This is a genomic window from Coleofasciculus chthonoplastes PCC 7420, assembly GCF_000155555.1.
Lineage (GTDB): Bacteria > Cyanobacteriota > Cyanobacteriia > Cyanobacteriales > Coleofasciculaceae > Coleofasciculus > Coleofasciculus chthonoplastes_A.
Map to the genome: position 1 here is coordinate 152647 of NZ_DS989848.1, position 22835 is coordinate 175481.

At 45.6% G+C, this 22835-nt stretch carries 13 protein-coding genes; 8 read left to right on the forward strand and 5 right to left on the reverse strand.

Annotation, left to right across the window (positions count from 1 at the left end):
- Positions 1-33 precede the first annotated feature (33 nt).
- From MC7420_RS12920 to MC7420_RS36865, 3 genes are all read right to left on the reverse strand, one after another.
- A complete protein-coding gene (locus MC7420_RS12920; RefSeq protein ID WP_006101026.1) occupies positions 34-855 on the reverse strand; it encodes a hypothetical protein in 822 nt (273 codons plus the stop codon).
- Positions 856-1097: 242 nt separating this feature from the next.
- Complete coding sequence (locus MC7420_RS12925) at positions 1098-2093, reverse strand: hypothetical protein (RefSeq protein ID WP_006100776.1); 996 nt, start codon at positions 2091-2093, stop codon at positions 1098-1100.
- Between the two features lie 364 nt (positions 2094-2457).
- Entirely contained in the window at positions 2458-2637 is a 180-nt protein-coding gene (locus MC7420_RS36865; RefSeq protein WP_006100778.1) for a hypothetical protein, read from the reverse strand.
- A 244-nt stretch (positions 2638-2881) separates the two neighbouring features.
- Here MC7420_RS36865 and MC7420_RS12930 point away from each other — a divergent pair, with 244 nt between their 5' ends.
- Together MC7420_RS12930 and MC7420_RS12935 are read left to right on the forward strand one after the other, a co-directional pair.
- Complete coding sequence (locus tag MC7420_RS12930; RefSeq protein ID WP_044206951.1) at positions 2882-4129, forward strand: MFS transporter; 1248 nt, start codon at positions 2882-2884, stop codon at positions 4127-4129.
- A 144-nt stretch (positions 4130-4273) separates the two neighbouring features.
- A complete protein-coding gene (locus MC7420_RS12935) occupies positions 4274-5338 on the forward strand; it encodes an LOG family protein (RefSeq protein ID WP_006100857.1) in 1065 nt (354 codons plus the stop codon).
- Between the two features lie 57 nt (positions 5339-5395).
- Here MC7420_RS12935 and MC7420_RS39645 read toward each other — a convergent pair whose 3' ends face one another.
- On the reverse strand, positions 5396-5623 hold the full coding sequence (locus MC7420_RS39645; protein WP_006100930.1) for a hypothetical protein: 228 nt from the start codon (positions 5621-5623) through the stop codon (positions 5396-5398).
- 156 nt (positions 5624-5779) lie between these two features.
- On the opposite strand from MC7420_RS39645, the gene MC7420_RS38050 reads away from it, so the two are divergent.
- Positions 5780-8989, forward strand: coding sequence for a glycoside hydrolase family 9 protein (locus MC7420_RS38050; RefSeq protein WP_006100842.1), 3210 nt, complete (start codon positions 5780-5782; stop codon positions 8987-8989).
- Between the two features lie 393 nt (positions 8990-9382).
- Positions 9383-9580, forward strand: coding sequence for a DUF6464 family protein (locus tag MC7420_RS36890; protein WP_232231698.1), 198 nt, complete (start codon positions 9383-9385; stop codon positions 9578-9580).
- Between the two features lie 353 nt (positions 9581-9933).
- Here the strand turns inward: MC7420_RS36890 and MC7420_RS12945 are convergent, their stop codons facing one another.
- Positions 9934-11406 (reverse strand): leucyl aminopeptidase, encoded by a 1473-nt coding sequence (locus MC7420_RS12945; RefSeq protein WP_006100918.1) that lies wholly within the window; start codon positions 11404-11406, stop codon positions 9934-9936.
- Positions 11407-11671: 265 nt separating this feature from the next.
- Here MC7420_RS12945 and MC7420_RS12950 point away from each other — a divergent pair, with 265 nt between their 5' ends.
- The 4 genes from MC7420_RS12950 (at position 11672) to MC7420_RS35150 (ending at position 22784) form a co-directional block, all read left to right on the forward strand.
- Positions 11672-13864: a transglycosylase SLT domain-containing protein gene (locus tag MC7420_RS12950; protein ID WP_006101004.1), complete on the forward strand. Its 2193-nt coding sequence runs from the start codon at positions 11672-11674 to the stop codon at positions 13862-13864.
- A 492-nt stretch (positions 13865-14356) separates the two neighbouring features.
- On the forward strand, positions 14357-17605 hold the full coding sequence (locus MC7420_RS12960) for a PAS domain S-box protein (protein WP_006100916.1): 3249 nt from the start codon (positions 14357-14359) through the stop codon (positions 17603-17605).
- A 482-nt stretch (positions 17606-18087) separates the two neighbouring features.
- Positions 18088-20040, forward strand: coding sequence for a response regulator (locus MC7420_RS12965; protein ID WP_006100938.1), 1953 nt, complete (start codon positions 18088-18090; stop codon positions 20038-20040).
- Positions 20041-20051: 11 nt separating this feature from the next.
- Positions 20052-22784 carry a PAS domain S-box protein gene (locus MC7420_RS35150; RefSeq protein ID WP_006100927.1) on the forward strand — a complete coding sequence of 911 codons (2733 nt, stop codon included), beginning with the start codon at positions 20052-20054 and terminating at the stop codon, positions 22782-22784.
- The last annotated feature ends 51 nt before the right edge of the window (positions 22785-22835 follow it).

Genomic DNA, 22835 nt, shown 5'->3' on the forward strand with positions numbered 1-22835 from the left:
CCGTCGATTCTAACTGTTGTAATCTGCCTAACTTTAACTTGATATTCGCGATCGCCTTTCTTGTTCTTTGGCTTTCTTCACCGCCGCTTCCTTCTCTTGGTCAAAGGCGTCTACCTTAGATTTTAACTCATCAAACGTCTTCTCCTGTTGGGCGATCGCCTTTTCTCGTTCCTCCCATTGCTGTTGTTGCGCTTGATGGGCTTCTTCCAATTCCTTGTACAGAGTTTTCTGCTGCTGATCATAAGTATCCTGATCTAAATTACGACGTAATTCTAAATCATACTTGTACTCTTGTTCGTCCCGTTTCCGACTCTTTTCATAGTCGTCATTCCGTTCTTTAATCACCTGTTGATGTTCAGCTTGTTCTTTTTGCCAAGCTTGACGCAAGTCCTGAATTTCTTGTTCTAATGCCTCTCGCTGTTGACTCAGTTCGGCTTCAAAGGCTTTGGAGTTTTCTTCGTAAGTTTCAATTAACTCATCCAGCGTATCTTCTTCAATTTCATCTAAATCATATAAGGCTTCAAGCTGTTGTGTTTCTTCGGCAACCGCTTGGCGCAAGTCTTGTAAACTTGCGGCTTCAGTTGTGAGTTTTTCCGATAACTCACTCACCGCACCCCCAAATCCAACTTGTAACTCAACCAAACAATCCATGGTTGCTGTCATTTTATCAGAAGCGGCAGACAGCTTTTTACTTACAATTCCGGATTGCTGACCATTTGGGGATGCGCCGTTATTTTTGACCTCTTTCTGAAGTTGTTTTAGTTTACTTTCTAACTCTTTCCGCTCTTTCCATAATTCTTCATAAGATTCGAGGATTTCAGCTTTGGTGTTTTTGCTATTGGGTTTACTTGCCATAATTCTTACCTCGTATATTCTGAATCGTGATGGATAATCGTTGCTCTTTGCTGAGAAATGGTCAAATGCCATTCGTGTTAACGGTTGGGTCAGGGCGGGTTTAGTTACCTTATCGGTTTTGTCCAAAACGTTATCGGTAAAACCCGCTGCTACAAACCTGCTTACCCTAGAGGGGCGGGTTTAGTTAAGTTATCGGTTTTGTCCAAAACGTTATCGGTAAAACCCGCCCCTACAGAACGGATCTAGGCTTTGCTTTTTTCTGCATTATTAGTCGAACTATCAAAAGCCCTCATTGCCAACGCCTGAGACTGCTTGAGGCTATCCTGTAACTGAGCATAGAGTTGATTAATTTGTTCAGTCTGCTTTTGAATTGTTTCTTCCAGGGATTGAACTTTGAACTCATAACTTTGCTTATTGGCTTCCCATTCTTTATCCAGTAACTCGGCTTTAACTTTGGCGTCCTGGTGGACGTCTTTAATCGCCTCTTCCCTGGCTTTTTTCACCGATTCGTCTAAGTCTTTGGGGAAGTTATCAACTTTTTGTTGATAGTCTTTAAATAGAGGCTGACGCTCTTGCAGTATTTTTTCCCGTTCCGACCAATGTTTTTCTTTTTCTTGGTTGGCTTCGCGCAGTTCTCGTTCTTGGTTGCGTTTTAAGGTTTCATATTCATCCGCTTCAATTTTGCGCTGACGTTCTATTTGGTAAGTATAGTCAGATTCTTGCTGTTGTCGCTCTTTTACTAAGGATTCAGCTTCTTCCTGAACCTTCTGCTCAAATTCCGCCTGTTCTTTTAACCAGGATTTGTGCTTATCTGCTTTATCTTTCTCAATCGCCTGACGCTGTTCTGTGGTGGTTTGTTCAAGACGTTTCAGGTTTTCTTGGTGTTCTTGGGTGAGAATATGCAAAGCGTCAGCGACGACGCGAATTTGTTGTAAGTATTGTAATTGCTGCGTTTCTACCTGAATAGCTAGCTTGAGTTGATCCCCTTTTGCTGATTCGCTGGTTAATTTTTCCGAGAGTTGATTAATAATTGTGCCAAAGTCTAATTGTAAATCGGCTAATCCTTTGACAATACTATCGAAGGTGTAGGTTGAGGCGGCTTCTAGAACCTGTTGATTTTTCTGTTTCTCAGCTTCTTCTTCCTTTGTGGCGATTTTGGAGTCAATGGTTTTGCGTTGGTTCAGGATTTGCTCAAAGGCTTTAAAAATTTGGTCTTTGCTGTCTTTGGTTGCAACCACAATTAGTCTCCTTATTCTCAATAACTTACATTAATCCGCGATCGCATGTTCCCTAGGTTAGCCTTTAGGGTTTGGGTATGGGTGTGATCTGGGCGTCTCAGGCGGTTCACTGGACTCGCGATCGCCTAGTTCGCGTTTAGTACATTTGTACTATAAACAGTATAGTCAGATTCTTCTACGACTGTCAAGTCCAGCAAACAGCACTCAGACAGCGTAAATTAGAGATATATTGAGAATTTGCCGAAATTTAGCAGATACAGCAGATTTGGTGGTTGATAAGGTACAGCCTTAAGCAAGATCCCCAACTTCTCCAAGAAGTCGGGGATCTGTCTGTGTACCTCACATGTTCTAACTTAATAACGTTCTAACGATGAGAATAAAGTCCTGGTGCATAAGCTTCTAACACTTTACCCGTGCGGAAGCAGTTGATCATCAAGTAATCACACGCTGGACATTGAGTATTAGAGATATTCGTTTTAAAACAGTATTTCCGTTGAGCTTTACTCCCACAATTCGGACAATGGATTTCTTGTTTTATCTGCATTTTACAACGGGTTTTATGACAAAAAATGATTGAACTTAACCACTTAAATTAAATTTCCATGATTAAATTATGGCAAATATTTAAACCAATTTTTGCTTTCTTAATATTTGCTTAATCTTCACTGAATCTTTACATTTGGCGATTGGATTCTACCGTTGCCGATGCAGATAGACCCATCTATCGGGCGAGGGAGGTTGTTTCGTCAAATGTTAAGAATAGTAAATAGAACCAGGATGGACTCAAGATGAAAATCTTCATAACCATGGAAGCGCAACAACGCAGGAACCTACTCGCTCTATTCGCGGCGGGTCTTCTGTTTTGGTCAAGTTTAGCTTCGATGCTACCAGCATTACCCCCTTACATTGAAGACATGGGGGGAACAACGCAGCAAGTCGGGATGGTGATGGGCGGCTTTGCGATCGGGTTGTTGATGTTTCGACAACGGTTGGGACATTTAGCCGATCAACATAGCCGTAAACTGGTGATCCTGATTGGTACGATTGTGATGGCGATCGCACCGTTAGGGTATTTGTTCGCGGATTCGATTGTCTGGTTAATGGCAATCCGGGTCTTTCACGGGATTGGTTTAGCGGCATTTACGACAGGCTATATCGCCTTGGTGACCGATTTGTCACCCGTCGGTCAGCGAGGAGAGTTAATTGGCTATATGAGTCTGGTGACGCCCTTGGGTATGGGATTAGGTCCAGCCTTGGGGGGATTGCTGGAGGCTCAAGCGGGTTACACCGCGTTTTTTCTATTTTCTGGGGGACTGGGTTTATTCGCGTTTGTTTGTGCTAGCCAGGTGAGGGAACCTGAGCGAATCCAGGGAGCAAAATCGAAAACAGCTAAACTGACATTCAAAGGATTCTGGCAGCTATTGGTGAGTCCCCGGTTGCGGATTCCGGCTGTGGTGTTGCTTTTGGCTGGGTTGGCGTTTGGTGGGGTGAGTACATTTGCGGCGTTGTATATCCGAGCAACAGATGTCGATTTAAATCCGGGCTGGTTTTTCACGGCGGTGGCGATAGGGAGTTTCGGGATGCGTTTAATCGCGGGGCGGGCGTCTGATCGGTATGGGCGAGGCGTGTTTATTACCGGGAGTCTGATTGGCTATGGACTCGCCTTAACCCTGTTTTCTCAAGCGAAAACCCCACAAGCCTTTTTGGTGATTGGTTTAATTCAAGGATCAGGGGCGGGGATTTTATTACCCTTGATGATCGCCTTAATTTCCGATCGCTCCGGTGCCCATGAACGTGGGCGCGTGTTCTCGGCTTGTATTGCGGGGTTTGATTTAGGGATTGCGATCGCAGGTCCGGTTTGGGGTACGATCGCTGAACCTCTGGGCTATCCCAGCATTTTTCTGGGTGCCGCGGGTTTGATTGTCTTAGCGCTGATTATTTTCACGACTCAATCGAGCAAAACGCTATCTCATTCCTTCAGATTTGCTGTAGGGCGGGAGCGAGATATTTATGTTTATCGAGAGGTCGAGTCTTAGTCTAGAGGTGCTGGGGGAGCTGGGGAAGCCGGGGGAGCTGGGGAAGCCGGGGGAGCTGGGGAAGCCGGGGAAGCCGGGGAAGAGGATGACCAATGACCAATGACAAATCATTGATAAAATAGAGAGCCGTTAGTGAAAGTAGCAATGACTCCATCTCCTTCATACTCTGATCCGCAGTTACTTAAGAGCGATTTAGCGGCACTTCTTGAGCGACTGCCAAATCTGACTGATGAAAAATGGATTCAACGTGCTTTAGGCGTACTGGTTCGGCTGACTCAGGAGGAGATTGATCGCCTGGATTGGAAAATCCTCACGGCGACGTTAGAGGATATGGAATCTGCCTTTCAAGTATTCTATCCCTATCGTCACGTTCGCAAGGTCACGATTTTTGGTTCAGCCCGGATTGACTCCCAGACACCAGAATATAAAATCGCTGCCGAGTTTGCCCGCTATTTGACCCAGCACGGTTTTATGGTGATGACAGGTGCTGGCGGTGGCATTATGGAGGCAGGACATTTAGGTGCGGGCGCGGAAAATTCCTTTGGTTTGAATATTCAGCTTCCCTTCGAGGAAACGAATCCGTTTATTCAGGGAGATCCGAAACTGATTCGGTTTAAATATTTCTTTACCCGCAAACTATTCTTCCTTAAAGAAAGTGACGCGATCGCGCTTTTTCCGGGTGGCTTTGGTACGCAGGATGAAGCCTTTGAATGTTTAACCCTCTGTCAAACCGGGCGACTGGAACCAGTACCATTAGTCTTGATTGATCGCCCTGGTGGTACATACTGGCACGATTGGGATGCCTATCTTCGCAAGCATTTAATTCAACGAGGGTTAATCAGCCCAGAAGATACTAGCCTGTATACGGTTACAGATAATCTGGATGTGGCTTATGAGGCAATTCATCAGTTCTACAGTGTCTATCACTCTAGTCGTTATGTCGGCGATCGGTTTGTGATGCGGCTTAAATCAGAGTTGTCTGATGCAGATGTTGAACAGCTTAATGCTGAGTTTAGTGACATTATTGTCAAGGGTCAAATTGAAAAAAGCAACGCTTTACCGGAAGAACTTCCGGATGAAACGGCAGATCTGCCCCGCTTACTTTTTTACTTTAACCGCAAAGATTCTGGACGTCTCTATCAACTGATCGCTCGGATTAGTCAAATGGCGGCTGCATCCCCAGAAACAACCCATCCTGAACGTAAATAAATAGATAGGCACAATAAACGAGAAAGGCGGAGGTCGTCATTCGTCATTCGTCATTCGTCATGGGAAATCTCCCCCAGCTCCCTCAGCTCCCCCATCTCCCCTGCACCCCCAACACCTCCGCTTCCTTTCTTCTTGAAACAGATAATGGGAGAAAAAAGAATGAACACAATTATAAATATATTTTTTAGGACAAAAAATATATTTATTTTTCTTTTTAAAGCTAAATATTGCTTTTATTTTTCTTTTATTAATCTTTAAAATAACTTTATTAAAAAATGATGACACTTCATATTCTGCTTGCCAGAATAGCTATTAGTGGTACCTGTGGATAGCACCACAAAAAATGTCCGAGCAAGCATTATTGTAGCTGCCAATTCCTGCTCTGAGAACAAATCCTTGCTTTTGTTCTTGCTCAATGCGCTCACTAATAGGAGTTAAAGAATGACTTTTGCTGTAGATTTTAACATTGCCAACGATTGGGGAAGTGGCTTTACCGCGAATCTAGAAATTGCCAACAATAGTTCCAGCAATGTAAATGGTTGGACTCTGGAGTTTGAAGCTCCCTTTGAAATTACTAATATTTGGGGTGCGGAAATTGTTAGTCAAGAAGGCAACCGTTATACAGTTCGCAACCTCAGCTATAACGGCACTCTAGCGGCTGACGGTACTGTCTCTTTCGGTTTCAACGGTAGTGGCGACAGTATTGAACCCACTGGCTATAGTCTGAATGGAGAATCCATTGGCGGGTCTTCTTCGCCAATACCGACTCTCTCTGTTAATGATGTAACAGTTACCGAAGGTGACACAGGTACGGTTGCGGCTGACTTTGTCGTTAACCTGTCCGAAGCCAGTGACCAACCTGTAACCGTTGAGTATAGTACCGCCAATGGTACAGCAACGGCGGGTTCCGACTACACCGCCAAATCTGGTACACTCACCTTTGCGGCTGGCGAAACCTCTAAAATTGTCAGTGTGCCTGTAATTGGGGACACGACGGTGGAGAGTAATGAAACCTTCAGACTTAACCTATCCAATCCCAGCAACGGGACGATTGCTGATGCTCAAGGGGTGGGTACGATTAGCAATGATGACTCCAGTACTCCTCCAGCCAATACCCCCCTCCGGATTGAAGCGGAAGACTATATCAGTTTCTTCGATAAAAGCTCAGGTAATACAGGGGGGGCGTTTCGCTCTGATGATGTAGATATCCAAGCCACTACAGATTTGGGTGGCGGCTACAATGTTGGCTGGATTCAGCAAGGGGAATGGTTAACCTACGATGTCAACATTCCTGAAGCCGGAACCTACGACATTGTTGCTCGTGTTGCTTCAGCGCAGTCAGGGACACGCAGTTTAAAGGTTTCGGTTGGGGGTGAAAGTGAAACCCTAAGCTTTGGCGGAACTGGGGGATGGCAAAATTGGACGGATGTGACGGCTCAAGGGGTGAACCTCTCCGCTGGGAGTCAGCAACTACGCCTGGATATGCTCTCCAACTCCTTCAATGTTAACTACATTGATATTGTCCCCAGTACCAGTTCACCCACGCCACCAACCCTTTCAATTAATGATGTCAGTATCACCGAAGGCAATAGTGGCACGAAAAATGCGACGTTTACCGTCAACCTCTCAGACGCGAGTACTCAAAGCGTCAGTGTGAATTACGCCACAGCCAATGACACCGCCATTGCTGGGTCTGACTATACTGCCAAATCCGGGACACTGAATTTCAGCCCTGGACAAACCAGCAAAACGTTCACCGTACCGATTATCGGTGACACCCTGGATGAGGCGAATGAAAGGTTTAAAGTAAACCTCTCTCAAGCTAACAACGCTACAATTGGCGATGGTCAAGGTGTTGGCACAATTATCGATAATGATGATTCTACCCCAGTCTTGTCACAGTTATCGATCAATGATGTCAGTGTCACCGAGGGCGATAGCGGTACGAAAAACGCGACGTTTACCGTCAACCTCTCAGCCGCGAGTACTCAAACCGTCAGTGTGAATTACGCCACAGCCAATGACACCGCCATTGCTGGGTCTGACTATACCGCTAAATCCGGGACACTGAGTTTCAACCCTGGACAAACCAGTAAGACGTTTAGCGTACCCATCTTGGGTGACACAACGGTAGAAGGCAATGAAACCTTTAAGGTGAATCTCTCCCAAGCCAGCAACGCCACGATTGGAGACGGTCAAGGGGTAGGAACCATTCTCAATAACGATTCCTCCCAACCCCCTCCTCAGCAAGGGGCTTTTAATTATGGGGAAGCGCTGCAAAAGTCTATCCTCTTCTACTATGCTCAACGTTCTGGTGACTTACCCGATACCAATCCTCTCCCTTGGCGCGGTGATTCAGCTCTAAACGATGGCTCAGATGTGGGACTTGACCTGACGGGCGGTTACTACGACGCAGGCGACCATGTTAAGTTCGGCTTACCCGGAGCCGCTTCAATGACGATGCTGAGTTGGGGCGCGGTTGAATACCAGGATGCTTATCAACAAAGTGGACAATTTGAAGAAATTCTGGATTCGATTAAGTGGGGGACTGACTATATCCTCAAAGCTCATGTTACCGATAGTCAAGGGACGAAAGCGTTTTACGGACAGGTGGGAGACGGTAACCTCGACCATGCTTTCTGGGGCGCTCCGGAAGACATGACCATGGAACGCCCCGCCTATAAAATCGACCGTCAGAATCCTGGGTCTGATTTAGCCGGGGAAGCAGCGGCGTCTCTGGCGGCGGCTTCGATTGTCTTCCGAGGGGTAGACGAAGCCTACGCGGATACCCTGCTACAGAACGCCCAACAACTCTACGATTTTGCCGACCAATATCGCGGCACCTATACTGACGCGATTCCAGATGCAGGTCAATTCTACAATTCCTTCAGCGGCTTCCAAGACGAGCTAGTTTGGGGTGCAACCTGGCTGCACAAAGCAACTGAGGCGGCGGGTAGTACAGATACGACGTATCTCAACAAAGCCGAAAGTTTATACCAGGGAATTGGTCCAGGGTGGACGCAATCCTGGGATGACAAATCCTATGGTGCGGCTATCTTGTTAGCTCAGGAAACGGGCAAAAATGAGTATAAAGGTGATGTGGAAGGCTGGTTAAACTCCTGGCTTCCCGGCGGTAGTACCCCAACCTATACCGATGGTGGACTCGCATGGCTGAGTCAGTGGGGTTCTCTGCGCTACAGCGCCAATACCTCATTCCTGGCTGGCGTCTACGCGGATACGGTGAATGACCCCAATGGTCAATACTCTGATTTTGCTGAGGGGCAAATTGACTACATCTTAGGCGATAATCCCCGCGACTTCAGCTATATGGTTGGTTTTGGTGAGGACTATGCGCTCAATCCCCACCACCGTGCGGCTTCCGGAGTGACAAATATCAGTGATTCTCGCGATAATCTACATACCCTCTACGGGGCGCTTGTTGGGGGTCCAGATTCTCCCAATGATTTTGCTTATAACGATGTTCGCACAGACTTCATCAGTAATGAAGTGGCAATGGACTACAATGCTGGCTTAACCGGAGCATTGGCTAGAATGTACGGAGAATTTGGTGGACAAACGCTCGATACTATTTCAGGAGTCAATCTCAATAACTTGAATTCGTTGACCGTTGCTGATGTAATCGCGTCCTAGAGAAACAGGAGCAGGATAGCTGAGCAATTATCCTGCTGCCAATTTATTTTGATCAGAAGTAATTAATAGGGCAATCCTACCGCACCGAGTCTTTAAAGTCAATAGCTGCGTTTCTCAGGAGACGCGGCTTTTTCCGTTACATAAGACCTACCCAGATTTGCCTAAAAGTGGACATTTCTGGCGCTTACTTCCAAGGGTTTCTCCGTATTCTTCACTAGGGAAAGGTGCAAAATCTGATTAATGCATCCGGTTACCCATTGTATCTGTGCAATTGGGTAGATATTTTATGGCATAATTAGGGATTATTATACCATTGTCTAGAGAAAATTAAGCAAATAGACTTTACAACTGTCTTTGGTTAAGTTAGCGATGACAACAATTGGATTTAAACGCATGAGACTAAAATCCCATGCTCAGATTAAACGCTTGATTGATTTTCACGAGCAACGCATGAGGCAATTATCAAACACGGTTGATAAAAAATATACCTGCCGATATTATGCGAATTCAGCGTTCTTGCTTTGTGCTGTGAATCCTCTCGGTTCCTGCGAAGGCTGTCACGAGTATGAACCGGAGGTAACGTCCGAGTAAATACTCATCCGTCATCGCAGCTACTTGGCAAGTTGGGATATTCTTTACTGTTCTATGTTCACTATTGGACTCAACTGATGTCCTAACCTTTATGGCAACAGCCATACAAGTTTAAAGGCTAAAGCCTTTACTACAAACGTTCAACTTCAGTCCATTTAAAAACATTCCTTGGCTGAATATCGGTGGGTTACGGCGGATGTTTCACTAAATGGTTATTGCCTGAATTAAACGCCCGCCTAACCCACCCTACGAGATCGAAATTTCAATACCCTTTAGTTAGGGGGCAAACTTTGTAGGGCGCAAGGGTTGCACCCCTATGTCAAATTGAGACGCTTCGTTTAATTGAATCTCGCTTATGCCAAAACCCAGTGAACCAGCGTGCGAACTGGAAAACCTGTTGCCCCAGCATTATTGCATCCGTCTTCTTTATCTGCCCAAACTGGACCGGCGATGTCTAAATGCGCCCAGGATGTCTCTTTCACAAACTGCTTTAAAAATAGAGCCGCCGTGATTGAACCCCCGGCACGAGGACCGGTGTTTTTCATGTCAGCAATGGGTGATTTCATTCCCTCAAAATATTTCTCTTCCATCGGCATTTGCCAGAATTTTTCGCCTGCTTTTTCCGATGCGGTTTTGAATTGAGTTGCGAGGGTGTCATCGGTTGTCCAAAGTCCACCAATATTATTGCCGAGAGCCACAACACAAGCCCCGGTGAGGGTGGCTAAATCCACGATCGCGTCTACCTCCAGCTTCTCGGCAAACACCAAGGCATCAGCCAGAGTCAGCCGCCCTTCAGCGTCGGTATTATTCACTTCTATGGTTTTGCCATTGGATGCGGTGATGATATCACCGGGATGCAATGCATGACCACTGATCATATTCTCTGTTGCCGCACTAATAAAGTGAACCTCGACATCTGGCTTTAATTCACCAATGGCTTTGGCTGCACCAAAGGTAGCACCCGCCCCTCCCATATCCATTTTCATGGTTTCGATACCGCTACCTGAGACTTTCAGGTTCAAGCCACCGGAATCAAAGGTTAATCCCTTCCCCACAATCGCGAGTTTCCGACGCGGTGTTCCTTGGGGTTTATAGGTGAGATGAATAAACTTGGGTGGCATTTCTGAGGCTTGCGCCACACCCAAAAACGCGCCCATGCCTAACTTTTCGCATTCGTCTTTTTCTAATACTTCTAGCGTCATCCCATAAGCAGAGGCAATATCCTGGGCTGTCTGTGCCAATGTCATTGGGGTGACAGAATTCGGCGGGGCGGCGACTAACTCTCGTGCTAAGATTACCCCTTGACAAATGGCATTCCCTTGGTTAATGGCGGCTTGGACATCACCGAGTCCCAATAATTCCACCTGTTCTAATTTCGCACCCTTATCTTCCGGTTCCGACTTAAAGCGATTATCCAGATGCAATGCTAGAGTAATTCCTTCCGCGATCGCCTGAGCGCTGAGTGCGGTATCATTATTCGCCGCCGGGAGACTAATACCCAGGGTTTTGCTTTTCTGCTGCTTTGCCATCCGCGCGATCGCAGCCCCTACTCGACGTAAACTATCTACGGTTAGGGCATCCGATTTACCCAACCCGACTAAAATAACCTTACGAACTGAGCTACCGGCACCCACACGAGTTACAGCACTACTGCCAACGCTTCCTTTAAACTCGGTTTCCTCAATCAGTTCCTTCAGCGTACCGGAGAGTTTCTGATCAAGCTGGGCTAAATCACCCGTTAACTCTACAACATCTTCAAAGAATCCCAGTGCTAGGGCATCACCAGTCCAATCTACCCGTGGTGTATCCGTTGCTCGAATTTCCATTCCTTCGTTGTGTCTCTTATCTTTTACCTCATCTTTAGTATTGCATTTGTCTTATGTCTTATGTCTTATGGTCGGGGCGGGTTTTGCAGCCAAGCTAGGGAGAACAATCAATATTAGTCCCTAAACCCGCCCCTACAGACAGATGCTTCTGTCATCACCTCTGGAACATGACTCCCCTATTTCCCCCTGAATGCCACCCATTTTCCTGATCCTTCGTCACAATGGGAGACAGTAGATTTTATCAGTATTGGGCGAAATAGGTTTCATGCTAAAGGTACAAAAATACAGAGTTCCTGTAGCAGTCGGGGCGGGATTGCTATTTATTGCCTTATGTGGTTCGTCTTGGTTCGTTCTCCGACAGACTGGTATTCTGGAAAACTTGGGGGCTGACTCCCCGCAAAGTGAACTGAGTTTGACCCAAAAGGATGCTCAATCCCTGGTACTGCCCTTAGTCTCTTTATCTCCCCAAGCCAGGGCGGAACAACTGATGGATATTGCTTCCGGGCGTCAATCCCTGGATCAATATCGCGCCCGCTATTTGTTGGCGTCGGATTTAATTGGACAACAGCAGCCAGAGGCGGCACTTCAATGGCTAGAGGGATTGGACGCAAAGTATCCCCAGTTAGCCTCTCATATTGCCCTGAAACGCGCTCAAGCCTACACAGCGATGGGGGATACAGCTAACGCCGAACAAGCTTGGCAAGGGATTCTAGAGACTTATCCCAGTGATCCTGTCGCTGCCCACGCCCTGTATGCGTTAGGGGAATCGAATCCAGAGTATTGGCAACAGGCGATCGCGCAATTTCCGACTCATCCCCGTACCCTGGATATTGTTCGCCAAAAGCTGCAAGAGAATCCCAAACAACTGAATTTACTCTTACACTTAGCCAAATCAGCATACGATACTCCTGGGAGTGGCGGAATTCGCGATCGCTTAGTGAATGAGTATGCGTCTGGGTTACAGCCCCAAGACTGGCAAACCATTGCCTTTGGCTATTGGGAAACCCGTGAATATGACAAAGCGGCTAAAGCCTACACCAAAGCCCCGCCCACGCCGGAAAATGCCTATCGAGTCGGGCGCGGGTATCACCTGAAAGGGAAACGCCAAGAAGCCAAAGCCGGCTATCAACAACTGATTCGCACCTTTCCCGATGCCAAAGAAACGGGGTTAGGATTGCGGCGTCTGGCGAGTCTTCTCCCCTCTCAAGAGGCAATCCCTTACCTGGATCAGGTGGTGGCGAAGTTCCCCGATGAAGCCCCAGAAGCCCTACTCACCAAGGCAAACATCCTAGAAGCGTTGGGCAGTTCTCAATCTGCCACCCAAGCCCGTCAGTCGGTGTTAACCCAATATCCGAATTCTGACGCCGCCGCAGACTATCGTTGGCAGGTAGCAAACCAGAAAGCCCAAGCGGGGAATCTCGCCGAAGCATGGCAATGGGCGCAACCGATTACCACAGATAGTCCCGATAGTGCCATCGCCCCGGAAGCGGCATTTTGGGTGGGCAGATGGGCAATGCAACTGGGACGCCAAGAGGAAGCCACATCCGCGTTTGAACACGTTTTGGCACAGTATCCCGAATCCTATTATGCGTGGCGGTCTGCCCGATTTCTCGGCTGGGATGTGGGGGACTTTACCACGGTGCGGGATGTAAATCCGACGCTGGTGCTACCGAAAACGCGATCGCGACTCCCGGCTGGATCAGATACGTTAAAAGAATTGCATCTATTGGGACAAAATCAGGACAGTTGGACGCTTTGGCAAGCCGAATTTGAGAATCGCCAGGAACCCACGGTTGCTGAACAGTTCACCGATGGCGTTATGCGCTTAGGCGTGGGTGATAACATTAATGGGATTAATCAAGTTTGGTTTTTGAGTCAGCGTGAAACCCCGGAAGAACGTCGCCAATGGCAAGCATTGCGGGCTGAACCAGCGTATTGGTATACACTATTTCCGTTACCCTTTTTTGATTCGGTGGTCAATTGGTCGGGTCAACGTCAACTTAATCCCTTATTGGTGATAGGTTTAATTCGCCAAGAATCGCGGTTTGAACCCGAAATCGGTTCTATCGCAGGAGCCAGGGGTTTAATGCAAGTTATGCCGGGAACGGGTCAATGGATTGCCGATAAAATTCAGCTTCAGGAGTATGACCTGAATGACCCCAATGATAATGTCAAATTGGGGACATGGTATTTAGATCACACTCACCAAGAATACAATAACCATTCTCTATTCGCCGTCGCAAGTTACAATGCGGGTCCAGGGAATGTGGCAAAGTGGATCAGGAAGTATGATACGACTGATCCCGATGCGTTCATTGAGCAGATTCCTTTTGCGGAAACGAAGGGATATGTGGAGGCAGTTTTTGAGAATTATTGGAATTATTTGCGGCTGTATAATCCAGAGGTGAATCAGTTATTGCGGAAGTATTCTAAGAGTCAGCCAGGAATATCTCCTTAGTGTATGTAGTGGACTGACACAGCTAAAATGGTGGCATAGATTTGACAGTGAAATTGGGCGCACGTCGGTCATCCGTGTCAACTTAAGCTCAACCCCCTCACCCCCAGCCCCTCTCCCACCAGGGGAGAGGGGAGCAAGAAGGAAGCGATATAGAAACGGTATTCTAGAGATGCTTTGGAAGCGTCTTTATGTGATGGTTCCCCTTCTCCTATGCAACAAAAGCGAAGCATCCTCTGTCCTCCCCCGTGCCACAAAAACGAAGTATCCTCTGTCATCCCCCCTCTTGTAGGGGGGAACGAGGGGGGTAGGGGGGAACGAGGGGGGTGGGAGAAGGGGTTAGGGGATGAGGGTGAAAAGCTTGCCAGTCGTGCTTTTCATCTTAAGTTGATACCAATGCACGTCGGTGCGCCCCTACAATTTTAATCCACTAAATTAAATGTGCCACGCCAGTAGTAAGACAGCGAGTGGTGAGCATAAACATTAATAAATACCATGAATATTTTACCGAATATAAAACCGATCAAGATATTGATTATTGCTGCTTATTCGGATAATTATCAGACTATTAACAAGTATTTATCCAGTTCTGAATATAGTCATATTCACGCTGAAAACCTTGAACAAGCTCTATCTATTATTGATACTGATACTGATTCTATACCAGACTTAATCCTGATAGATCTTAATCATTCAGAGATTAACATCAGTGAACCCATCAAAAAGCTGCAAAAAGTGACACGGCTAAATGATGTACCGATTATTGTCTCAATTACTCACAACCTTATCACTGAATTAAACTCACTATTAGCAGCAGGTGCAAATGATTATTTAATTACCCCCTTCACCCAAGCCGAACTTTTAGCCCGAATCCAGACTCAGTTACATTTTCATAAACTCAACGCCGAAAATTTGCGCCTCAAGCAAGAAAATACAGATTTAAAAATCTTACTTGAGACATCCACGGAACATGGTGATCTTGTCTTTGAGCAGTTGCATGATCAAGCCGAGGAAGCGGTGCGCGAAAGTGAACATCGGCTGGCGCAATTTTTGGAAGCAGTACCTGTTGGCGTGTTGGTGGTGGAGGCGAGTGGTAAGCTTTACTTTATGAATCAACAAGCCAAGCAGATTTTGGCACAAGATTTAGATCCAAATCTCCACACCGATCAACTTTGTTCCACCTATCAACTTTATAGAGCAGACACCAATCAATTATACCCTTTAGACCGCTTACCGATCGCGCGATCGCTCCAGGGTGAAACCGTAACCGTTGACGACTTAGAAGTGCGTCACGCGAATCAACGAATTCCCCTAGAAATGCAGACAATGCCCATCTATGATGAACAGGGAACTCTGCTCTATGGTATTAGTGTATTCAAAGATATTACCGCCCGCAAACGTACCGAGAAAATTTTAACCGAGTATAACCAAACCCTAGAACAAGCCGTCCGCGATCGCACCCAAGAATTAGAAACCAAAAATCAGCAACTTCACCAAGAAATTGAGGAACGCAAGTTACTTGAGCAAAAATTGCGAACCTCTGAGGGCAAAATGCGAGCAGTATTTGAGGCAATGCCTGATATTATCCTAATTATTGATCCTCAAACTAATGATATTCAAGTTGCACCAACTCGACCCACTCGCGATATTGAAAAATCAATACCCCTGATTAACCAAACGATTGAGCAATTTCTCGACAGTGACAATACTCAAAGCTGGTTCCAGCAAATTCACCAGGTTATCGAAACCCAAGAACCGATTCATTTTGATTACAGTTTAAATGATGCCGATCAACGGGTTTGGTTTACCGCCAGTATTGCCCCATTACCGAACAATTCCGTTATCTGGGTTGCCCGCAATATTACCGATCGCAAACGCACCCAATTTGCCTTGTATCAATCAGAAGAAAAGTTTGCCCGTGCCTTCCGTTCTAGTCCCAGCGCCATGACAATCACGCGATTAAGTGATGGTTGTCATATTGATGTGAATGATAGCTTTTGTCAGTTTACCGGCTATTCTGCCCCAGAAATTATTGGTCGCACTGCCCTTGATTTGAATCTCTGGGTCAATCAAAAAGACCGAAACCGGATGTTAAAAGCAATATCAAACAAGGGGATTATTCGCAACTACGAATTTGAGTTTCGTACCAAATCGGGTGACATTCGTACCGCCTTACTCTCAGCCGAACAAATTAACCTAGATGAGCAAACTTGTCTGATCGCCGTCAGCCAAGATATTAGCGATCGCAAGCAGGTGGAATTTGCGCTACAACGTGCTAAAGACACGGCTGAACAGGCAAATCGCGCCAAAAGTCAATTCCTATCCAATATGAGTCATGAATTACGGACTCCCTTGAATGCGATTATTGGATTTGCTCAGTTGTTAGGGCGTGACTCTTCCTTAACCCAAGAACACCATGATCATATTGGCATTATTTGCCGATCTGGTGAACATTTACTTAGTTTAATCAATAATGTGCTGCAACTGTCTAAAGTTGAAGCAGGTCAGGTCAAACTCAATTGCTATAGTTTTGATCTATATGGGATGCTGCAAGTTTTAGAGGAAATGTTCAAGTTGCAGGCTGAGAATAAAGGATTGCAGTTAGTCGTTGATTATGATGAGGCGCTACCTCGCTATGTGGAGACTGATGAAGGGAAGCTGCGCCAAGTCTTAATTAATTTAGTGAATAATGCGATTAAATTCACGAGCCAGGGAGGTGTTACCTTGCGTGTTAAAGCGGTGCAGGGGGAAATGGGAGAATCAACTCGACACCCAACATTTAATACGTTGCCAATCCCTCAAAAACTAAGATTTGAAATTGAAGATACGGGACTCGGTATTGCGAGCGAGGAAATTGAATCATTATTTGAGGCTTTTGTGCAAACTGAAGCAGGACGAAAATCCCTAGAAGGCACAGGATTAGGGTTGCCTATTAGTCAACAATTTGTGCGACTCATGGGCGGAGAGATTCACGTCAGTAGCCGCTTGAACCAAGGCAGTATTTTTACCTTTGATATTGACGTTAACCGAGTGGAGGGAATTGAGCTAGAAACCCAGTCAGCGACGCCTCGCGTAGTTGGCTTGGTACCCGGACAACCCAATTACCGTATCCTAGTGGTGGATGATCGCCTAGAAAGTCGCTTATTATTGGTAAAACTGCTAACCACCGTGGGATTTTCTGTGCGAGAAGCGGTGAATGGGCAAGACGCGATCGCGATCTGGACTAGCTGGGAACCTCACCTGATTTGGATGGATATGCGAATGCCTGTGATGGATGGATATGAAGCCACCAAACACATCAAAGGGCATCTCAAAGGTCAAGCTACCGTGGTTTTAGCCCTCACCGCCAGCGCCTTTGAAGAAGAGCGATCGCTGGTTCTCTCAGCCGGTTGTGACGATTTTGTTCGCAAACCCTTCCGAGAAGACGTAATCTTTAATAAGATAGCCCACTATTTAGGGGTGCAGTATGTCTACGAACAGCCAACTGCATCAACAGCGTTAGAGGATGAAAACCTAGCATCCAACCAACCCCTAACGGCTCAAGCCCTGACGATTATGCCCAAGGAGTGGATTCATGAATTATACCAAGCGGCAGATTCGATTGATAACGAACGGATTTTCCAGCTTATCGAGCAAATTCCCCCAACTCATACCGCGATCGCCCAAGCTATCACAGATATGGTGAATAACTTCCGTTGTGATCAAATTATCGATCTAATTGAAGAACAGATGAAGGAGTTTTGACTCTTCACAACCTTCGAGGGCATAGCGGGTGAATCTGTAGGGGCGGGTTTAGGGACATTGGTGTCAACTTAAAAAACCCCCTCTCCCCCAGCCCCTCTCCCACCAGGGGAGAGGGGAGCAAGAAGGAAGAAGGAAGTGCTATTCCAGATGTGATGACACAAGCGTTTTTATGTGATGGTTCCCCTTCTCCTATGCAACAAAAGCGAAGCATCCTCTGTCCTCCCCCGTGCCACAAAAACGAAGTATCCTCTGTCATCCCCCCTCTTGTAGGGGGGAACGAGGGGGGTAGGGGGGAACGAGGGGGGTGGGAGAAGGGGTTAGGGGATGAGGGTGAAAAGCTCCCCCTGTCGCACTTTTGGCGCTTAAGTTGACACCAATAGTTTAGGGACTAACCCTAATTAAGAGCCGATAACTGAGCAACAAAACCCGCCCTGATTCAAATACCGAAAGACATAAGACATAAGACATAAGACATAAGATAAATGACTAAAGGCAACCTATTAATTGTTGACGATACCCCAGAAAACTTACAAGTTTTATCCGCAACTTTGTCGGAGCAAGGCTATCAAGTGCGGGGTGTGGTTAAGGGGAAAATGGCAATTCGCGCCGCTAAATCTGCCCAACCCGATCTCATATTACTGGATATCCGGATGCCAGAAATGGATGGGTATCAAGTCTGTGAAACTCTCAAAGCTGATCCGGAGACTCGTGACATTCCCATCATTTTTATTAGTGCCATTGATGATGTTTTGGATAAAGTCAAAGCCTTTCGCGTGGGGGGTGTTGATTACATCACCAAACCCTTTCAAGTTGAAGAAGTCTTGGCGCGGGTGGAGCATCAACTGACGATTCGGCGACTGTCTCAAGAAGTACGCGATCGCCATCACAAATTAGAGCAGGAAATTCAAGAGCGACGCAAAGCCGAAAAAGCCGCCGCCGCCGCCTCTAAAGCTAAAAGTGAATTTCTCGCCAATATGAGTCACGAACTCCGCACGCCCTTGAATGCTATTTTAGGGTTTACCCAAGTCATGAGTCGTGATCTGAAAATTACGCCGGAACAACGAGAATATCTGGGTATTATTAATCGCAGTGGTGAACATTTACTGGACTTAATTAATGATGTCTTAGACTTGTCGAAGATTGAAGCAGGGATTATTTCCCTCTATGAAACCAGCTTTGATTTGTATCGCTTGTTAGATAATTTGGAAGAAATGTTCCAAATTAAAGCTGAACAGAAAAAGTTAAATCTAGTCTTCAGCGTCGCACCCAATGTTCCACAAACCATAAAAACCGATGCAAAAAAATTACGGGTTTGTTTAATTAACCTTTTAGGTAACGCGATTAAATTTACCGAACAGGGTACAATTACCTTACGAGTAAATTTGGCAACTGAGCCGTTAACCGATCAAAACCCTTCAGACACCGACTCATCATCATTGTCAGCATTTCCCCCCCGACTCCGGTTTGAAGTAGAAGATACGGGAGCGGGTATTTCTCCGGCTGAAATTGACAACTTATTTGATGCCTTTGTCCAAACCGAAACCGGACAAAAAATGGCGGAAGGGACAGGTTTAGGGTTAACCATTACCCGTAAATTTGTGCAACTGATGGGGGGAACGATTACCGTCAGTAGTGTTGTCGGCAAAGGGACAATTTTTAAATTTGGTATTAAAATTAGTCCGGCAGATGTCTACCCCGTCACCCCCCAACCCCGTCAGCGCGTCTTAGGCTTAGAACCCAATCAACCAACCTATCGTATCCTCGTCGTTGATGATACCCCAGAAAATCGCCTGTTGCTGACTAAATTACTCGAACCGATTGGCTTTGAAGTGCGGGAGGCGGCAAATGGGATGGAATGCTTACCGTTATGGGAAACTTGGCAACCTCACTTGATTTTTATGGATACACGTATGCCAATGATGGATGGGTTAGAAGCAACGCGACGGCTTAAAAGCAAAGAAAAAGAACGGTTATCTCAATCCAACTCAGTTCTCGATTTATCTAGAACTATTATTATCGCCTTAACCGCTAGCGCCTTTGAGGAAAGGCGAGAGGAGATTTTAGCCGCCGGATCTGAGGATTTTGTCCGGAAACCCTTTACAGAGGAGCAAATTTTTGACACAATTGCCCACCATTTAGGAGTACGCTATCGTTATGAAGAGTTATCGGATAGTTTACCTCTCTCTCTCTCAAGTTATAGCAGACAAGAAAAACCAGACTCGTTTTTCTGTTCAGAGTTATCCAGTCTACCTTCAGCCTGGGTGACTGAATTAGCACAGGCGGCTAATCAGTTAGATGAAGCAATGATTGCTCAGTTGATTCAAAAACTACCGACAGAAAAGGCAGATTTAGCCAAGGCATTAACGGATTTACTTCATGATTTTAGACTGGATGTTATTCTGCGAGTGACTCAGGCGGTCATTAATCATTCATAAGGACTAGAGTGATGCTAAGTCAACAATTATCAATGGTATTGAATAAACCTAAAATAACGATATTAGTGGTTGACGATAACCCCAATAATTTACGGTTTTTATCGAATGTATTGGAGAAAGAACATTATAACATTCAACGGGCTATTTGTGGTAAACTCGCCATCCATGCGGCAATTTCATCGCCTCCTGATTTAATTTTACTGGATATTGTCATGGCGGATATGGATGGGTATAGTGTTTGTCAATGTCTGAAGACAAATACGAAAACCAAAGACATTCCGATTATTTTTTTAAGCGCATTGACGGAAGCGGCAGAGAAAGTCAAAGCGTTAAAAATTGGCGGGGCTGACTATATTACTAAACCGTTCCAACCGGAAGAAATTTTAGTTCGGATCGAACATCAACTGCTCCTGCAAGGATTACAGAACCAGTTAAAAGAACAAAATAGTTTACTCCAACAAGAAATTCGCGATCGCCAGCAAGCCGAAAACCAACTTCGCCAACAGGCAAGACAGCTTAGCCATCAAAATAGTTTACTCATTGAACTGGCTAAAAATAAAATTTTATATCAGGGGAATTTAGAATTAGCGTTTCAGAAAATCACCGAAGTCACAGCCCGTACTCTTGAAGTCGAACGAGTCGGTATTTGGCTCTATAATCAACAAAAAACTCATATTGAATGTCTGGATTTATTCCAGCAAAGTCACTGTAAACATAGCACCGGGTTAAGCCTAGCCCTAGCAAACCATCCGCTTTACTTTAACGCTTTAAGTGAGGCTCCCCTCGTTGCAGTAGATGATGTGATCAGCGATCCCAGAAGCGGTGATTTGCTGGAGTCTTACCTACAGGGATTAAACATAACATCAATGCTAGACACCCCTTTACGATTGGGCGGAAAAACCGTAGGTGTGTTATGTATTGAACAGATAGAAACGTGCCGACATTGGACACCAGAAGAGCAAAACTTTGCCCGTTCCATCGCCGATCTCACCTCATTACTCTTAGAAGTCCAAGAACGGCAACGCGCCGAAGTAGCCCGCAAAATCTCAGAAGAAAAATTTGCCAAAGCTTTTAGTTGTAGCCCTGACCCGATTACGATTAGCACTTGCCCAGACGGACGCTATATCGATGTGAATCAAAGTTTTCTCAATCTATTGGGGTATGAGAGAAAAGCTGTCATTGGTCAGACAATTTTTGATCTAAACTTGGTCGTCAATCCTGAAAACATGGTTCAGTTTGAACAGCTTTTACATCGACAAGGATCACTGTGTAACTGGGAAACGGAATGGCGGACTAAATGGGGTGAGATTATTACCTTATTATTATCGGCTGAGTTTATTGATTTGAAAGGGGAACGCTGTGTAATCACCGTCGGCAAAGATATTACAGAACGCAAGCGAATTGAAGAAGATTTACGCCAAAGTGAAGAACGCTGGCAGTTAGTCTTACAAGGCAATAATGATGGAATTTGGGATTGGAATTTGAAAACTGAGGAAGTGTTTACGTCTGAGCGGTTTCAGGAAATTATCGGTAATCAAAATTGCCACGATGAAACCTGTAAAATTGTACATCGTTTTGATGAATGGATTAGTCGTATCCATCCCGATGATGTCGAGCAAATTATCGAAACAACCCAAAACTACTTGCAGCGAAAAATCCCTTATTATGAAATTGAATATCGCTTACAATGCCAAAATGGTGACTATAAATGGGTAATGTGTCGCGGACAAGCCCTGTGGGATGAGGACGGAAAACCTCAGCGAATGGTGGGTTCACTCAAAGATATCTGCCAACGTAAACAAGCCGAGGAAGCCTTGCATCAATCGATTCAGCGAGAACAGGAAAAATCGATCCAACTAGAGACAGCATTAGCTGAACTCAAACGCGCCCAAACTCAACTGATTCATAATGAGAAAATGTCCAGCTTAGGGCAAATGGTGGCAGGTGTAGCTCACGAAATTAATAATCCTGTCAACTTTATTGGCGGGAATCTCATGTATGCTAAAAATTATTTTGTCGATCTCACTCGCTTAATTAATGCCTATAGTGAAGCTTATCCCCATCCCCCAGACGCCATTCAAGAGATTAGTGAAGAGATTGACTGGGAGTTCGTCAGTGAGGATTGGCAAAATGTAATCAAATCGATGGAGATAGGTGCTGATCGCATTCAGCAAATTGTTCAATCCTTACGCATTTTCTCTCGACATCATGAATCAGAGCGAAAAACAATTGATATTCATGAAAGTATAGATAATACCTTGATTATTTTACAGCATCGCCTCAAGGCATCAGGCAATCGTCCCCAAATTGAAGTGATTAAAGAATACGGTGAAATTCCAGCGATTACCTGCTACGCCAGTCAGTTAAATCAGGTATTTATGAACTTGCTGAGTAATGGGATTGATGCCTTAGAGAATAAACCCGCTCCCCGCGTGATTAAAATTCACACCGAAATGGTTCAAAAGAGTCAGAGTGCAGACGATAATGGTCATAAACAGCAACCATCAGACTTTGCCGTTATTCGGATTGCGGATAATGGTGCCGGAATTAATGCCGATATTATTTCCCAAATATTTGATCCATTCTTTACCACAAAACCCGTAGGACGCGGCACCGGATTAGGCTTATCAATTAGCCATGAAATTATTGTCGAAAAGCATCAAGGTCAACTTCAGTGTGTTTCCCATCCCGATCAAGGAACGGAGTTTATTGTCGAAATTCCGATTATAAACTCAAAGGACTAAAGGCTGACTTCACAATTCCTATTTCCTGTATAGTGGCAAATAACAAATGAC

Excerpts from the sequence above, each read along its gene's own strand:
- MC7420_RS35150 (WP_006100927.1), top strand. The coding sequence starts at position 20,052 with ATGCTAAGTCAACAATTATCAATGGTATTGAATAAACCTAAAATAACG.
- MC7420_RS12960 (WP_006100916.1), top strand. The coding sequence starts at position 14,357 with ATGAATATTTTACCGAATATAAAACCGATCAAGATATTGATTATTGCT.
- MC7420_RS36865 (WP_006100778.1), bottom strand. The coding sequence starts at position 2,637 with ATGCAGATAAAACAAGAAATCCATTGTCCGAATTGTGGGAGTAAAGCT.
- MC7420_RS12950 (WP_006101004.1), top strand. The coding sequence starts at position 11,672 with ATGCTAAAGGTACAAAAATACAGAGTTCCTGTAGCAGTCGGGGCGGGA.
- MC7420_RS12935 (WP_006100857.1), top strand. The coding sequence starts at position 4,274 with ATGACTCCATCTCCTTCATACTCTGATCCGCAGTTACTTAAGAGCGAT.
- MC7420_RS38050 (WP_006100842.1), top strand. The coding sequence starts at position 5,780 with ATGACTTTTGCTGTAGATTTTAACATTGCCAACGATTGGGGAAGTGGC.
- MC7420_RS12945 (WP_006100918.1), bottom strand. The coding sequence starts at position 11,406 with ATGGAAATTCGAGCAACGGATACACCACGGGTAGATTGGACTGGTGAT.
- MC7420_RS36890 (WP_232231698.1), top strand. The coding sequence starts at position 9,383 with ATGAGACTAAAATCCCATGCTCAGATTAAACGCTTGATTGATTTTCAC.
- MC7420_RS12930 (WP_044206951.1), top strand. The coding sequence starts at position 2,882 with ATGAAAATCTTCATAACCATGGAAGCGCAACAACGCAGGAACCTACTC.
- MC7420_RS12965 (WP_006100938.1), top strand. The coding sequence starts at position 18,088 with ATGACTAAAGGCAACCTATTAATTGTTGACGATACCCCAGAAAACTTA.
- MC7420_RS12920 (WP_006101026.1), bottom strand. The coding sequence starts at position 855 with ATGGCAAGTAAACCCAATAGCAAAAACACCAAAGCTGAAATCCTCGAA.